The sequence below is a fragment of the Sneathiella sp. genome, from assembly GCF_029233945.1.
Taxonomy (GTDB): Bacteria; Pseudomonadota; Alphaproteobacteria; order Sneathiellales; family Sneathiellaceae; genus Sneathiella.
In genome coordinates this window covers 42724-57195 of record NZ_JARGOQ010000012.1, presented here as the reverse complement: position 1 = coordinate 57195, position 14472 = coordinate 42724, and the positions used below count along the sequence as shown (strand labels likewise).

Here is a 14472-nt window from a genome sequence, read left to right as displayed (position 1 = left end):
CTGTTGCTGCTCCGGTTCTTATCAGTACAATTGCTGAAAACCGGAAAGCAAGATCATGGCAGTTAAAGTCCCGTTCAGAAGAGACTTGGAGTTTGAATATGGCGTGGCGGAGGATCTCAGCCCGCTGATTCGCCGGGTAGTCGCCAAAAACCCGAGCGCCTTCACCTTTCACGGCACCGGCACCTATATCATCGGGCGTGGCGAGGTCGCGGTTATTGATCCGGGCCCGCTGGATGGGGCACATGTCGGCGCCCTGATGACGGCGCTGAAGGGGGAGATGGTCACCCACATCCTGATTACCCATACCCACCGCGACCATTCTCCCGCCGCTGAACCCTTGAAGCAGCTGACCGGCGCGAAGACCTACGGCTTTGGGCCCCATGGCGGCGGCAAGCTCGAATCAGGCTTGGAAGAAGGCGGCGACATGGCATTCGTGCCCGACATCGAGCTCGAAGATAACGATGTCATCCTCGGCAACGGCTGGACCGTCGATGTCGTCCATACGCCGGGGCATCTTTCAAATCATGTGTGCTTTGGTTTGCGCGAAGAAAACACCCTCTTTACCGGCGATCATGTGATGGGCTGGTCGACCACGGTCGTCTCCCCGCCCGACGGCAATATGAGCGAGTATATGCAAAGCCTCGATAAGCTGCTCGGCTTTGACTATGACACCTACTGGCCGACCCACGGCCCCGCGATTACGGAGACAAAGCCCTTTGTCGAGGCCCTGATCGCCCACCGGCAGGAACGCATGGACCAGATCCGCAAATGCCTGAGTTCCGGCCCCATGGCCATCCCCGACATGGTGAAAAGAATGTATACGGATGTGCCTGAGAACCTGCATCCCGCCGCCGCCCGCTCGGTCTATGCACATATCCTGCATATGGTGAATGAGGGGGAGATCAAGGCCGAGGGAACACCCTCGGAGACCTCGGATTATAGTCTCGGTTAGAATTAAGTTGAAGGGGGACGTCATGAGCATCGGACGCAGGATTGTCACTCTCGGCCTGATCGCCGTCAGTTTCGGACTGCTCGCGGCCTGCAGCACGGTCAACTCCCCACCCGGCACGACAACGACTGTCATTCTCCTGCGTCACGCAGACCGCATCCCCTTTGCGACCGACCTCAATGAAAAGGGCATCGCCCGCGCTGAGGCCTTGCCCGCCGCCGTCGCTGATCTAGATATCGACGTGATCTACAGCCCCGACAAGAAGCGCAATATTGATACAGTGATGCCATTGATCGAACAGCGCGGGATCGAGCTCAAAGTGATCGATGTCAGCAATGTCGCCGAACGGCTGATCACGGAAAATCCCGGCAAGGCGGTGATGTGGGTCGGCAATACGGATAACCTGCAGAGCATCTACGGGCAGCTCGGCGGCCGCGACCGCCAACCCGACAAATATGGCGAGATTGCCATCATGCAGATTTATGAAGAAGGCCCGCCGAAGATCACCCACCGGACCTTCGGGCCGATGCCGTAACGTCTCAGTCGCGGAAATTCACATATTGCAGGGGAAGTTCCTGCTTAAGGCCCTTGCAGAAGGCGATGGTCTCCTGCAGATCGTCGCGTTTTTTGCCGGTCACGCGAAGCTCATCTCCCTGAATGGCAACCTGCACCTTGACCTTGGAGCCCTTGATCTCTTTTACCAGCTTTTTTGCGAGATCCTTATCGATGCCTTCCCGGACGATCACCACCTGCCGGACGCTTTGTCCGGCAGATTTCTCCGGCGCCTGATAGTCCAGAACCCCGGCATCGACTTTCCGGCGTGTCAAATGCGTCGCCAGCAGCTCATGCATCTGTTTCAGCTTGAGGTCATCATCCGCATGGATGGTGATGGCCTGCTCCGCCCGCTCGACCGTGCAGTTGCTGCCCTTGAAGTCATAGCGGGTCTCGATTTCCCGGCGAATGTTATTCAGCGCGTTATCGACTTCCGCCATTTCTGTTTTCGAGACAATATCAAATGAGGGCATGGGTTTCTCCTTCGTTTCCGCGCATCAGGCGGATTGTTCTTTCGTCTTCAGGAAGTTGATTTTCGGCCAGTCTTTCTCTGCCCGTTCCAGATGCCAGCTGTTCCGCGCGAGGAATACCGGCGCATCGTCATGATCCTCTGCGAGCGATGCCTGATTGCCATCGAGAAATTTCTTCATCTCCCGCGCATCATCGCATTCAACCCAGCGGGCGGTATAAAGCTCGGTCTGTTCAAAATTAACCGGGATATCATATTCCGTGCGGATACGATCCGCCAGCACTTCAAACTGCAGCGCACCGACAACACCGACCACCCAGTCCGAGCCCATCCGTGTTTTGAAAGTCCGCGCCGCGCCCTCTTCCGCGAGTTGGATCAGCGCCCGGCCCAAATGTTTCGCCCGCATCGGATCAACCGGGCGGACCTTCTGCAAAAGCTCCGGCGCAAAGCTCGGGATACCGGTAAAGCGGATTTCTTCCCCCTCGGTCAGCGCATCGCCGATGCGCAGATTGCCGTGGTTGGGGATGCCAATGATATCGCCGGGCCAGGCTTCTTCCGCGAGTTCCCGATCCTGCGCGAGGAAGAGCACCGGGTTATGGATATTAAGCGTCTTCTCGCTTCTGATATGCTTCAGCTTCGCGCCCCGCTTAAAATGGCCCGACACAAGCCGCATGAAGGCGATGCGGTCGCGATGCTTGGGATCCATATTCGCCTGAATTTTAAAGATAAAGCCGCTAACCTTGTTCTCAAGCGGAGAAATATCACGCCCCGCCGACGGCGCTGCGCGCGGGCTCGGTGCTGTCTCGGTCAAGCCGTTGAGCAAAGTTTCAACACCAAAGTTGTTGATCGCGCTGCCGAAATAGACCGGGGTCATCGTGCCGTCCAGATAGGCCTGCATATCAAATTCCGGGCAGAGGCCCCGCACCATTTCGATATCTTCGCGCAATTTGGCAACCTCAATGGCGGGTAGCAGTTCATCGAGTTTCGGATCATCAAGCCCGTTACAAGTGACACCCTCGTCGAGATGGTTCCCCTTCCCCTTCGAGACCAACACGAGCCGGTCGTTAAACAGGTCATAACAGCCCAGGAAATTCCGGCCCATACCAATCGGCCAGCTCGCCGGTACCACGTCGAGGGCGAGGGTCTGCTCGATATCATCCAGCAAATCGAACGGGTCCAGCGCCTCTCGGTCAAACTTGTTGATGAAGGTCGTGATCGGCATATCGCGGAGCCGGCAGACTTCGAACAGTTTACGGGTCTGGCTCTCGATGCCTTTCGCGCCATCCAGCACCATGACGGCGCTATCGACCGCGGTTAGCGTGCGGTAGGTATCCTCGCTGAAATCCTCATGGCCCGGGGTATCGAGCAGGTTAAAAGTCTTTTCGCGATAATCGAACGTCATGACGGAGGAGGCCACGGAAATGCCGCGTTCGCGTTCCACCTTCATCCAGTCGGAGCGCGCGCGCCGCTGCTCCCCGCGCGTCTTCACCGCGCCGGCAAGCTGAATGGCGCCGCCGAACAATAGCAGCTTCTCGGTCAGCGTCGTCTTGCCCGCATCCGGATGGGCGATAATTGCGAAGGTCCGCCGGTTGGCGACCCGTTCTTCCAACGTCGTCATGATATGTCCTGATCCCCGCGCGGGTTCATCCATCACGGGATTAAAAAAGAGCCAGCGAAGGGGAAATTCCCCATCGCGGGCTGGCGCTTAAATAAGGCCTTTTAGGGTAAAAATCAATCCTTGCCTTCGCCGAGGGGCAGCGACGGCTCCTCCTCCGGTTCCGCGATCAGGCCAAGCCAGCCCGCCACCAGCGAGAGTGTCCAGCCCTGCAGGAAAAGGGAGGCAACCACCACCACGAAAACCACATCGAAAAAGCCCGAACTGAGCGGGCCCGGGCTGATCACCGGGATAATAGCGAGGAAGATCGGCACCGCACCGCGCAAGCCCACCCAGCCGACGAACGCCTGCTGCCGCCAGCCGATGCGGAACGGCGTCAGTGAGAGTGTTGTCGCCAGCGGTCGGGCGATAAAGATCAGCAAAACCGCGACCCCCAGGCCGAGCGGAATATGGGCCATCACGTCGGTCGGCGACACCAGAAGACCCAGCATCAGGAAGAGAACGATCTGGCATATCCAGGAGAGGCCATCATGAAACTGGCGGACCCGTTCTGTCTGATGGGTCATGCGGTCCCGCAAAACCGCGCCGCAAATGAACACAGCGAGAAACCCGCTGCCCCCTCCGAGGGCGGTCAGGTTGAAGAGAAGCAAGGCCGACGCCATGGCGAAGGGTGCGAACAGGCTGACCGGCATCTTGACCCGGTTGATCAGGAACGCGGTCACAACACCGCCGACAATACCCGCAACCAAACCTAAGCCTAGCTGCCGCGCGAGTTCCGGCAGAAAGCTGATCAGCGTCGGCAGATCGACCGGTAAATCGTTATCGACAATCGCCACCATGGTAATGGTCAGGAAGATCGCCATCGGGTCATTGATCCCCGCCTCGACCATCAGGGTCTCACCCAAACCGTCTTTCAGCTTGATATTCCGCTGACGCAGCAGAAGAAAGGTTGCCGCGGCGTCGGTCGATCCGACTACTGCGCCCAGAAGCAGCGAAAGGGCAAGCGGCAGGTCAAACAGGAAATGGATCAACGCACCCATGATGACAGTCGTCGCCACCACACCGAAAGTGGCCAGCGCCCTGGCCGGCGCGGCGGCTTTCCTGAAAATCTCCCGGCTGGTATCAAGACCGCCGGAGAAGAGGATCAAGGCCAGCGCGATGGACCCGATATTATAGGCGAGGTTAAAATCATCAAAGCGGACCCCGCCAAGGCCATCCTCCCCCATGAGCATCCCGATACAGAGGAAAAGAAGCAGAAAAGGCGCGCCCAACCGATCAGCGATGGGCGTCAACAGACAACCGATCAGAAAAAGGAAGGATACCAGTATCAGGATTAACTCGAGCGACTCCATGGTCCGTCTTTCACACTACGCAACGCCTCTGTAGCAACCTACAGAGAAAAGGCGTCGCCGTAAATCGGCGACGCCTCTATCATACGTGAAAAACGCTTATCTGTCAGTCGTCTAGAACTTTCAGAACCAGTTTTCCGGTGTTTTCGCCCTTAAACAACTTGAGCAGAACAGCGGGGAAATTCTCGATGCCCGTCTCTGTTTGGGTGCGGAATTTGAGCTTGCCCTCGGAGTACCATGTCGCCAACTCCTTCACGCCTTCACCATAGCGCGAGAGATAATCGAAAACCACGAAGCCTTCCATGCGGGCATGATGCACCAGAAGGTTGATGTAATTTTGCGGTCCGCGCATCGGTGTCGTGTTGTTATATTGAGAGATTGCGCCGCAAATCACGATGCGGGCATGGCGGTTGATGCGCGCAAGCGCGATATCCAGAATCTCCCCGCCGACGTTATCGAAATAGACATCAACACCACTTTTCAGCGGCTCCTTCAGATCCTGCATGAAGGTCCCCGATTTGTAATCGAGGCAGGCATCGAAGCCGAGTTCATCGACCACATAGGCGCATTTCTCCGCTCCGCCCGCGATCCCGACGGCGCGCGCGCCCTTGATTTTCGCAATCTGCCCAACAAGGGAGCCGACGGCCCCGGCCGCACCGGAGACAAGCACTGTATCGCCCTCCTTCACCGCGCCCACATCGAGCAGACCGAAATAGGCTGTCAGGCCCGGCATGCCGAGACCGCCGAGATATGTCTCGATCGGCGCGAGGTTCGGATCGACTTTGGTGAGGTCTTTCGCGAGCGCCTTGCCATATTGCTGAATGCCGAGGGTGCCGCTTACAAAATCGCCAACCTTGAAATCCGGGCTGTTGGAAGCAATCACCTCGCCCACAGTTCCGGCACGCATCACCTCGCCAATCCTGACCGGCGGGATATAGGAGCGCCCCTCGTTCATCCAGCCGCGCATGGCCGGATCGAGAGAGGCATAATGAATTTTCACCAGCACCTCATCCGCGCCGATTTCCGGCAGTTCTTCTGTGGTAAATTCCCAATCGCTGTCCTTCGGGACGCCAACGGGCCGTGCGGCGAGACGATATTGCTTGTTCAGTGTCGGCATGATGTTTTCCCTGCTTAGTTTGCTTCCTGCCACAGTTATTGCATTTACCCGCCAATACAATGGAATTTATCACTTGAAAGACAAAAAGCCGGACTTTCGCCCGGCTTTTCCATTTGCATCACACGGACAGCATTAGCATTACGCGGTCGGCAATTTGTAGTCCTTGAAATCCTCGCGGAGCTTGGTTTTGAGGAGTTTACCCGTCGCCGTATGCGGAAGTTCGTCGACGAAGACCACATCATCGGGGAGCTGCCATTTGGCGAGCGTGCTTTCCAGATGCTTGATCACATCCTCGCGCGTGACGCCGTGGCCCTTCTCCTTCACCGCAATGACCAGCGGGCGTTCATCCCATTTTGGATGCGGAATGGCAATCACCGCAGCCTCGACGATACCGGCACAACCAAGCGCCTCATTCTCCACATCGATGGAGGAAATCCACTCGCCGCCGGACTTGATCACATCTTTCGAACGATCCGTGATCTGCATATAGCCATCCGGATCAATAGTGCCGACGTCACCAGTGGTGAACCAGCCATCCTCATCGAGGACATTTCCGCCCTCACCCTTGAAATAGCCACTGGTGATCCAGGGACCGCGCACCTTGAGATCGCCGAAAGCGACGCCATCGCGCGGCAGTTCTTTCCCGTCATCTCCGGTGATTTTAAGCTCAACCCCGAAAACCACCCGGCCCTGCTTGACGCGGATATCGGTTCTTTCCTTCTCGGAGAGGTTTTCATGCTTTTTAAGAAGGTTGCCGGTCGTGCCGAGCGGGCTGGTCTCCGTCATGCCCCAAGCGTGGATCACCTCGACCCCGTGGCCATCGACAAAGGTTTCGATCATCGAACGCGGCGCGGCGGAACCGCCGATCACCGTGCGCTTCATGGACGAAAATTTAAGGTTGTTCTCCTTCACATGGCCAAGCAGCATCATCCAGATGGTCGGCACACCCGCGGAGAGCGTCACGCCTTCCGCCTCCATCAGTTCGTAAAGCGAGGGGCCGTCCATGGCCGCGCCCGGCATGACCATCTTCGCCCCGCACATGGCGGCGGCATATGGCAGGCCCCAGGCGTTGGCATGGAACATCGGCACCACGGCGAGGATGCTGTCCCGGTTGCTGACGCCAAGGCCGTCATTGGTACAGACGCAGAAGCTATGCAGCACGGTTGACCGGTTGGCATAGAGCACGCCCTTCGGGTTGCCCGTCGTGCCGGAAGTATAGCAGAGTGAAGAGGCCGTCATCTCGTCGAACTGCGGCCAGGCGTAATCGCCATCTTCCGCCTCGACCAACGTCTCATAGCAGAGCAGGTTATCAAGAGTGCTGTCCGGCATATGGGCTTCATCGGTCATCACGATAAAGCCTTTCACATTTTTAAGGTGATCCTTCAGCGCCTCGATCAGGGGCAAAAAGGTCAAATCGACGAAGATATATTTATCCTCAGCATGATTGACGATATAGGCGATCTGCTCAGGGAACAGGCGCGGATTGATCGTATGACAGACGGCGCCCATGCCGGACACGCCAAAATATATCTCCATATGGCGATACCCATTCCAGGCAAGTGTACCGATGCGGTCGCCAAGCTCCACGCCGAGCTTACCCAATGCCTGCGCCAGCTTTTTCGCACGCAGATTTATATTGCGGTAATTGGTGCGGTGGATCGGCCCTTCGACCGAACGCGAGACAATTTCCACGTCGCCATGATTAAGACCCGAATATTCGATTAAAGAAGAAATCAGCAGCGGCCGATCCTGAATAAGACCTAGCATTAAGTACATCCCATGTTTGTGTTGTTTGTTAGACTGTTAAGGGCAGCATAAAACCGCACTCGCCTTAGGTAAAGACCCTTTGAGATTCGCCGGTTTTTCATATATCTGAAGGCCCTTTACGCAGGGGAGACGGGGCGCAGAAGGCGTTATAAAGCATGAATTTTGTCAAACCTCCGGATTTTTTGTATCAATAGCGCAGAAAACAACGAATCAAGGGGCTTTCGGGAATGGCCATCGATCCGCTGATACTCTTGCCTGCGGCGGCGCTCGCAGTGCTGATCGTAATCCTTGTCATCCGGCTGGTGGCAGGCCGGCGGGATGCTGAATTGACAGCCGAGACCGTGGCGCAATTCCTCAGCCAACAAGAGCCGGGCGAGATGATCGCAAGTTCCGTTATCAGCAACGACGGGAAATATGCTCTGGTTCGCTGGCGCAATTCTCTGGGCGTCGGTCTCATCCGGAGTTTCGGGAACACGCTGGTGCTTCAAACATTAGGGGCCGCAGACATCGAAAAAACGGACTGGCGGCAGGACGGGGAACTTTATATCCCGCGTCAGGGATTTGCGTTTCCCTCGGTCACCTTCGCCGCGAGCGAGACAGATCGCACGATCATTGAGGCGATGATAAACGGAGGAAAAGATGCAGCTGCCTGATCCGGTCACTTTCGCCATTCCGGCCTTTGTCCTTCTAATCCTGATTGAGGCGGTCATCGGTCGTTTTGCGCCGGAAAAATCCAATTACGAGGCGCGGGACAGCGCCGCGTCACTCTTTATGGGGCTTGGCAATTTCGCCATCGGGCTGGTGAACTTCGGGATTGTCGGCGCGGCCTCACTCTGGGTTTATCAATATCGCCTGTTTGATATCGGCTATCACTGGTGGGCGTTCGTCCTGATCCTCTTCGCGGAGGATTTCGTCTATTATTGGTTCCATCGCCTCAGCCATGAGCATCGCATCTGGTGGGCCGCGCATATCAATCATCACTCCTCGCAATATTATAACCTGACCACCGCGCTGCGTCAGACCTGGACGGGCAGTCTCGCCGGTACCTGGATACTCTGGCTGCTACTCTCCTTCATCGGCTTTCCGCTTGCGCTGATCATCTTCCAGAAGGGGATCAGTCTCGTCTATCAGTTCTGGATCCATACCGAGGCGATTGACAAGATGTGGAAGCCGTTTGAGGCGGTGATGAACACGCCGTCCCACCACCGGGTGCATCACGCGACCAATCCGCGCTATCTCGATGCCAACTACGCCGGGATTTTCATCATCTGGGACAAGCTGTTCGGCAGCTTCGTACCGGAGGACAAGGCCGAGCCCTGCCGTTATGGCATCGTCAAGCAGATCGCGAGCTTTAATCCCCTGATTATCGCTTTCCATGAATGGGCAGGAATTTTTGCTGACCTTATCCATGCGAAGAGCCTCAATGCCGCCTTTATGTATGTCTTCGGTCCGCCCGGCTGGAGCGAGGACGGCTCCCGCCTTACCTCCCGGATGATCAAGGAACGGGAGAGAACACGCCTCGCGGGTCAGGCCGCAGATGCGGCGGATTGATCCGCTTTACGGGCGCGGATAAATCAGTAGACTGCGCCAAAACACAAAAACAAATATCTCGCCGACGCGAAAGGTTTCAAAAAATGTATATAGACGGAAAATGGGTTACCGCCGACAGCGGTAACAGCTTCGACGTTTTCAATCCCGCGACGGGAGATGTGATCAAGCAAGTCGCCGATGGCGGCGCTTTGGAGGCTACCCGCGCAATCAAGGCGGCGGATGTTGCCTTCCGCGACTGGTCGAAGACCACCGCCTATCAGCGGAGCGCCTACCTCTATAAGGCCTACCAGATCATGATCGAGCGCAAAGAGGATCTCGCGCGCATTATGACCGAGGAACAGGGCAAGCCGCTGAAAGCCGCCCGGAACGAGGTGCAGTACGGCGCCGACTTCCTGCTCTGGTATGCGGAGGAAGCGAAACGCGTGAATGGGGAAATCCTTCCTTCCTCTCGCGGGGATCAGCGTTTCATGGTACTGCATCAGCCCGTCGGCGTTGTCGCGGCAGTGACTCCCTGGAACTACCCGATCTCGATGATCACACGGAAAGCCGGCCCGGCGCTTGCGGCTGGCTGTACCATCGTTCTGAAACCGGCTGAAGCCACACCGCTCTGCGCCATTGCGATGTTCGAGATTTTTGAGGCCGCCGGCATCCCGCCGGGGGTTGTCAATCTGGTGACCGCCGCCGATCCGAAACCCATCGGGGAGGTTTTTACAAGCCATCCGTCGGTGCGCAAACTGACCTTCACCGGCTCCACCAATGTCGGTAAGATGCTGGCCGGTCAGGCGAGCGCCAATATGAAGCGCGTCTCGGCGGAGCTGGGCGGCCATGCGCCGTTCGTCGTATTCGAGGATGTCGATCCAGCCCATGCAGCCAAGGGCGGATCGCTCGTCAAATTCCTCAATACCGGGCAGGCCTGCATCAGCCCGAACCGTTTCTTCGTGCAGAACGGCTCCTACGATCAGTTCGTCGCGACCTTCGAAGAGCGTGTCTCGAAAATGAAGGCAGGCAGCGGGTTCGAGGATGGCGTTGCCATCGGCCCCCTCGTCAATCAGACGGCCATCGACAAAGTGGAACGGCAGGTGCAGGACGCAATATCCAAGGGCGCCGAACTCGTGACCGGCGGCGTGCCGATCAAGTCCAACGGGCTCGACAAGGGTTATTTCTACGCCCCGACCGTGCTCGCCAATGTCACGGAAGACATGCTGATCTATCGGGAGGAAACCTTCGGCCCCGTCGCGCCGATCATCCGCTTCGAGAGTGAGGTCGAAGTGCTGGAAAAGGCGAACGACACGGAATACGGCCTTGCGGCCTATGTCTATACCCGCGATATCTCCCGCGCCATGCGGATGTTTGAGGATTTGCGCTTCGGGATCATTGGCATCAATGATATCAACCCGACCAGCGCCGCCGCCCCCTTCGGCGGGATGAAGGACAGCGGCCTCGGCCGTGAAGGCGCCAAGGAAGGGATCATGGAGTATCTTGAAACCAAACTCGGCGGCTTCTCAATCTAGGGCTAGCCCAGGATTTTAATCCCGGCCTCCCCGATCAGGTCATCGACGATGGCTTTGGCCTCCTCGGGGAGGGCCTGATAGCGTTTCTTCAATTCATCGAGGCATTTTACCTGATATTTGAAGACACCCTGCGAATAAGGCTTGCCGTCAAGTTCGACGGAGAAGGTCTCCTCCCCTTTTTCAACCGCCGCCGCATTGGCCGCGAGGAAGGGAAGGTAAACCTCCGCGCTATAGGTAATCAGTCCCTTCGTCATTGGCGGCAGATCTCCGACGGCGAACCAGTCCCCTTCAACTCCTGAGGCGTCATCAAGCTGCCGCAGCCAGCTTTCCGTCCGCTGCGCTTCCTTGCGCATGATCGACATCGGCGTCGGATCGATGGACAGCGTCCTGAGCTGGCCGTAGAGCCCGAAATCGGCAATAGAGGGCCGCGTGCCGAACAGATATTTATACTGCCCGACATCGGCATGCAGCAGCGCCAGAATATGGTGGAAGCCCGCCTCGATAATCGGGGCGTTCTCCGGCGTGCAGCCAACAAGCGGCATCCGGCCAATCTGCCGATCGGTAAAGAACTGGGCGAACTTCTCGCGTTGTTCCTCCGTATCGCCGGGGGAGCGGTCATCAGCAATCCAGCGCGCGGCATAATGAATGTCCGCGTCATAGGCCCAGCGGTAATGGAACATCATCTTGGTGACCCACTCGTCCGCCATATCCTCCACCAAATGAGAGAGGAAAGCATGGGCGGGATTGTCGGGAATGACCGAGCGATCTTCCGGGTGCCGTTCTTCCAGCATGTAGATGAGCTTTGTGCTGTCGAGATGCAGGCTGCCATCCTCCGGCAGTTTCAAGACCGGCACGAGAACCGGACGCAATCCTTCCAGCAGATGATCATTCTCCACCGTGCGGAGGACCCAGTTGTAAGGCAGCCGCCGGTAATGCATATGGGCGCGCATTTTCAGGGAATAAGGGGAGGCGTTGCCGCCGATAAGGGTATAACGATCCTGTGCCTGTCCGCTCATGTTGTTTTTCCTTGTTGATTGAGAGCGCGAAAACCTTATGGCATCAACCGATTGCTGTCCAGCCTGCCGCGACATACGCCGGTTAGCCGATGATGCTGTTGGCCCAGGCGATAATATCGGTCGTGACCTCGTCGCGGTTGATCTCGTTCAGCATCTCATGCCGCCCGCCGACATAGAATTTATGGGTAACTCGCGTGAAGCCCTGCCGGTGGTAGGCCGCAAGGAGCCGTTTCACCCCCTTCGTGTTCTCGCCCACGGGGTCCTCACTGCCGTTAAAGACAAAAATCGGCATCTGCCTGTTCATCTTTTTAAGCGCAGAGGAACTTGCTATTCTCGGGAGTGCATCCAGAAGGCCCCGCCATGTTGCAACCGAACAGTCATAGCCGCAGAGCGGATCGGCAACATATTTGTCCACCTCTGCCTCGTCACGGGAGAGCCAGTCGAACTCCGTCCGGTTGGGCGCAAACTGCTTGTTAAACGTCTTGAACGTCATCCCGGCAATGAGGGGGCTGTGCCCCTTCGCGCCGAAGCGCAGCTTTTCAAAGCGGATAACAAGCTGGGCGATCCGGCCAAGGGCGCCGGGCGGACCATTGGTGGCGGACAGCGCCGCCCCGGCAATCGTCTCGCCATGCTGCGCCATATATTGCTGCACGATGAAAGAGCCCATCGAATGACCGAGCATCAGGATCGGCAAACCCGGATGCTCCACGGCGATCTCCCGGTTAAGCAGATAGAGATCCTCGACCGCCTTGTTCCAGCCGTCGTCATCCCCCATATGGCCCGGAACTTCTCCTTCCGCAATCGTCTGTCCGTGGCCGCGATGATCATTCGCATAAACGATATAACCGAATTCATTGAGGGCCCGGGCAAGCCGCTCATAGCGAGCCCCATGTTCCGCCATACCATGCGCGATCTGCACAATCGCCTTTGGCTTTTTCTCCCCCATCCAGCGATATATATGGATTGCTTGCCCGTCGGCACCGGAATAGGTAAAATACTCACTCATACGACCACTTCCCCGATTATTTCACCTATTAAGCCATGGAGCGGGACGTCAGGCAAGATAGTTGTAAACGTGCTTTGACAGCGGCTTTATATTCGCTCTACAAATATATAAACGTTCCTAATTCTTAACTGAGGATATTGCAATGAGCAGCCCCAGCCTTCTTCAGGGAAATTCCCTTGCCGCCCGCGATGCGAAAAGCATGATCCATTCCTACACCAATCTCTCGACACACCTGACCGAAGGTCCGCTGATTATCGAGACCGGCAAGGGCGTCAACGTCTTCGATGAAAACGGCAAGGAATATATCGAGGGGCTGGCCGGTCTCTGGTGCGCCTCCTTCGGTTTTGGCGAGGAAGAACTGATCGAGGCCGCCATTCAGCAGATGCGCAAGCTTCCCTTCTATCACTCCTTCGCCAGCAAATCGACGGAGCCGGGCATCCGCCTTGCGGAAAAGCTGCTCGAGATCGCGCCAGCGCCCTTCTCAAAGGTTTTCTTCGCCAACTCAGGCTCCGAGGCGAACGATACCGTCATCAAGCTGGTCTGGTATTACAACAACAGCCTCGGTCGGCCCGAGAAAAAGAAGATCATTTCCCGCCAGAAGGCCTATCACGGCGTCACGGTGGCCGCCGCGAGCCTGACCGGCCTTCCGCCGCTCCATAATGATTTCGATCTGCCGATCCAGAATATCCTGCATACCTCCTGCCCGCATTATTACCGCTACGGCAAGGATGGCGAGACGGAGGAGGAATTTGCTGCGCGCTGCGCCGATGATCTGGAGCAGCTCATCCTGAAGGAAGGGCCGGACACAGTCGCCGCCTTCATCGCCGAACCGATCATGGGCGCAGGCGGCGTGATCATTCCACCCGCCACCTATTTCGATAAAATACAGTCGGTGCTTCGGAAATATGACGTGCTGATGATCGCCGATGAAGTGATTTGCGGCTTTGGCCGAACCGGCCAGATGTGGGGGTCGCAGACGTTTGATATCCAGCCGGATATCCTCTCCTGTGCGAAAGCCCTTTCCGGTGCCTATTTACCGATCTCGGCGGTGATGGTCTCGGAAGACATCTTCGATGAAATGGTCCGGCAGAGCGAGAAGCATGGCGCCTTTGCCCATGGCTTCACCTATTCCGGCCATCCGGTCCCGGCCGCCGTCGGCATGCGGACCATGGAACTGATGGAAGAGCGCAACATCCTCGGCCATGTGCGCCATGTCTCGAAACGCTTCAATAAGCGGTTCAACGCCCTCGCCGATCATCCGCTGGTCGGCGAAGTCCGCTCAATGGGACTGATCGGCGCGATCGAACTGGTTGCGGACAAGAAGACCAAGCGCCCCTTCGATCCAAAATTCAAGGTCGGGCCGAAAACCGCGCAGGCCATGCAGGACGCAGGGGTGATCAGCCGGGCCGTTGCCGGGGACAATCTTGCGCTCTGCCCACCGCTGATCATCACGGAAGACGAAATCGACGAGATGTTCGACCGCTTTTCCAAGGGCCTTGACGACATCACCGCGATGGCATTCCGCGAAAACTGGCAGGAAGGCTAGAACTTTTCCTTCCCGCTGCTACGA

13 protein-coding genes are annotated in these 14472 nt (G+C 57.2%); 6 read left to right on the top strand and 7 right to left on the bottom strand.

All coding sequences use genetic code 11. The features are described 5' to 3' along the window. Positions 1 to 55: 55 nt before the first annotated feature. Both P1U71_RS06030 and P1U71_RS06025 read left to right on the top strand, forming a co-directional pair. Complete coding sequence (locus P1U71_RS06030) at positions 56 to 952, top strand: MBL fold metallo-hydrolase (protein ID WP_301104662.1); 897 nt, start codon at positions 56 to 58, stop codon at positions 950 to 952. A 22-nt stretch (positions 953 to 974) separates the two neighbouring features. Beyond that, on the top strand, positions 975 to 1484 hold the full coding sequence (locus P1U71_RS06025; protein ID WP_301104661.1) for a histidine phosphatase family protein: 510 nt from the start codon (positions 975 to 977) through the stop codon (positions 1482 to 1484). Between the two features lie 4 nt (positions 1485 to 1488). On the opposite strand, the gene P1U71_RS06020 is transcribed toward P1U71_RS06025, so the two are convergent. The 5 genes from P1U71_RS06020 to P1U71_RS06000 all read right to left on the bottom strand — a co-directional run bounded on the left by P1U71_RS06020 (position 1489) and on the right by P1U71_RS06000 (position 7818). Next, positions 1489 to 1974: a YajQ family cyclic di-GMP-binding protein gene (locus P1U71_RS06020; protein ID WP_301104660.1), complete on the bottom strand. Its 486-nt coding sequence runs from the start codon at positions 1972 to 1974 to the stop codon at positions 1489 to 1491. A gap of 24 nt (positions 1975 to 1998) precedes the next feature. After that, positions 1999 to 3588 carry a peptide chain release factor 3 gene (locus P1U71_RS06015; RefSeq protein ID WP_301104659.1) on the bottom strand — a complete coding sequence of 530 codons (1590 nt, stop codon included), beginning with the start codon at positions 3586 to 3588 and terminating at the stop codon, positions 1999 to 2001. A 113-nt stretch (positions 3589 to 3701) separates the two neighbouring features. Next, positions 3702 to 4937, bottom strand: a complete 1236-nt coding sequence (locus P1U71_RS06010; protein WP_301104658.1) for a potassium/proton antiporter — start codon at positions 4935 to 4937, stop codon at positions 3702 to 3704. 103 nt (positions 4938 to 5040) lie between these two features. Beyond that, positions 5041 to 6051, bottom strand: a complete 1011-nt coding sequence (locus P1U71_RS06005) for an NADP-dependent oxidoreductase (protein WP_301104657.1) — start codon at positions 6049 to 6051, stop codon at positions 5041 to 5043. Between the two features lie 138 nt (positions 6052 to 6189). Next, a complete protein-coding gene (locus P1U71_RS06000) occupies positions 6190 to 7818 on the bottom strand; it encodes a 3-(methylthio)propionyl-CoA ligase (RefSeq protein WP_301104656.1) in 1629 nt (542 codons plus the stop codon). A gap of 227 nt (positions 7819 to 8045) precedes the next feature. Here P1U71_RS06000 and P1U71_RS05995 point away from each other — a divergent pair, with 227 nt between their 5' ends. From P1U71_RS05995 to P1U71_RS05985, 3 genes are all read left to right on the top strand, one after another. Beyond that, positions 8046 to 8471: a hypothetical protein gene (locus tag P1U71_RS05995; RefSeq protein WP_301104655.1), complete on the top strand. Its 426-nt coding sequence runs from the start codon at positions 8046 to 8048 to the stop codon at positions 8469 to 8471. Continuing rightward, a complete protein-coding gene (locus P1U71_RS05990) occupies positions 8458 to 9369 on the top strand; it encodes a sterol desaturase family protein (protein ID WP_301104654.1) in 912 nt (303 codons plus the stop codon). Before P1U71_RS05995 ends, P1U71_RS05990 begins: the two co-directional genes overlap by 14 nt. Before the next feature lie 83 nt (positions 9370 to 9452). Further along, positions 9453 to 10880, top strand: coding sequence for an NAD-dependent succinate-semialdehyde dehydrogenase (locus P1U71_RS05985; protein ID WP_301104653.1), 1428 nt, complete (start codon positions 9453 to 9455; stop codon positions 10878 to 10880). A gap of 2 nt (positions 10881 to 10882) precedes the next feature. On the opposite strand, the gene P1U71_RS05980 is transcribed toward P1U71_RS05985, so the two are convergent. Together P1U71_RS05980 and P1U71_RS05975 are read right to left on the bottom strand one after the other, a co-directional pair. Beyond that, positions 10883 to 11896, bottom strand: a complete 1014-nt coding sequence (locus tag P1U71_RS05980) for a glutathione S-transferase N-terminal domain-containing protein (RefSeq protein WP_301104652.1) — start codon at positions 11894 to 11896, stop codon at positions 10883 to 10885. Positions 11897 to 11978: 82 nt separating this feature from the next. Further along, on the bottom strand, positions 11979 to 12902 hold the full coding sequence (locus P1U71_RS05975) for an alpha/beta hydrolase (protein ID WP_301104651.1): 924 nt from the start codon (positions 12900 to 12902) through the stop codon (positions 11979 to 11981). Between the two features lie 142 nt (positions 12903 to 13044). Here P1U71_RS05975 and P1U71_RS05970 point away from each other — a divergent pair, with 142 nt between their 5' ends. Continuing rightward, positions 13045 to 14448 carry an aspartate aminotransferase family protein gene (locus P1U71_RS05970; protein WP_301104650.1) on the top strand — a complete coding sequence of 468 codons (1404 nt, stop codon included), beginning with the start codon at positions 13045 to 13047 and terminating at the stop codon, positions 14446 to 14448. Positions 14449 to 14472 lie beyond the last annotated feature (24 nt).

Bases quoted from the DNA above. Each gene is read 5' to 3' on its own strand.
- P1U71_RS06030 (WP_301104662.1), top strand. From the start codon at position 56: ATGGCAGTTAAAGTCCCGTTCAGAAGAGACTTGGAGTTTGAATATGGC.
- P1U71_RS06025 (WP_301104661.1), top strand. From the start codon at position 975: ATGAGCATCGGACGCAGGATTGTCACTCTCGGCCTGATCGCCGTCAGT.
- P1U71_RS06020 (WP_301104660.1), bottom strand. From the start codon at position 1,974: ATGCCCTCATTTGATATTGTCTCGAAAACAGAAATGGCGGAAGTCGAT.
- P1U71_RS06015 (WP_301104659.1), bottom strand. From the start codon at position 3,588: ATGACGACGTTGGAAGAACGGGTCGCCAACCGGCGGACCTTCGCAATT.
- P1U71_RS06010 (WP_301104658.1), bottom strand. From the start codon at position 4,937: ATGGAGTCGCTCGAGTTAATCCTGATACTGGTATCCTTCCTTTTTCTG.
- P1U71_RS06005 (WP_301104657.1), bottom strand. From the start codon at position 6,051: ATGCCGACACTGAACAAGCAATATCGTCTCGCCGCACGGCCCGTTGGC.
- P1U71_RS06000 (WP_301104656.1), bottom strand. From the start codon at position 7,818: ATGCTAGGTCTTATTCAGGATCGGCCGCTGCTGATTTCTTCTTTAATC.
- P1U71_RS05995 (WP_301104655.1), top strand. From the start codon at position 8,046: ATGGCCATCGATCCGCTGATACTCTTGCCTGCGGCGGCGCTCGCAGTG.
- P1U71_RS05990 (WP_301104654.1), top strand. From the start codon at position 8,458: ATGCAGCTGCCTGATCCGGTCACTTTCGCCATTCCGGCCTTTGTCCTT.
- P1U71_RS05985 (WP_301104653.1), top strand. From the start codon at position 9,453: ATGTATATAGACGGAAAATGGGTTACCGCCGACAGCGGTAACAGCTTC.
- P1U71_RS05980 (WP_301104652.1), bottom strand. From the start codon at position 11,896: ATGAGCGGACAGGCACAGGATCGTTATACCCTTATCGGCGGCAACGCC.
- P1U71_RS05975 (WP_301104651.1), bottom strand. From the start codon at position 12,902: ATGAGTGAGTATTTTACCTATTCCGGTGCCGACGGGCAAGCAATCCAT.
- P1U71_RS05970 (WP_301104650.1), top strand. From the start codon at position 13,045: ATGAGCAGCCCCAGCCTTCTTCAGGGAAATTCCCTTGCCGCCCGCGAT.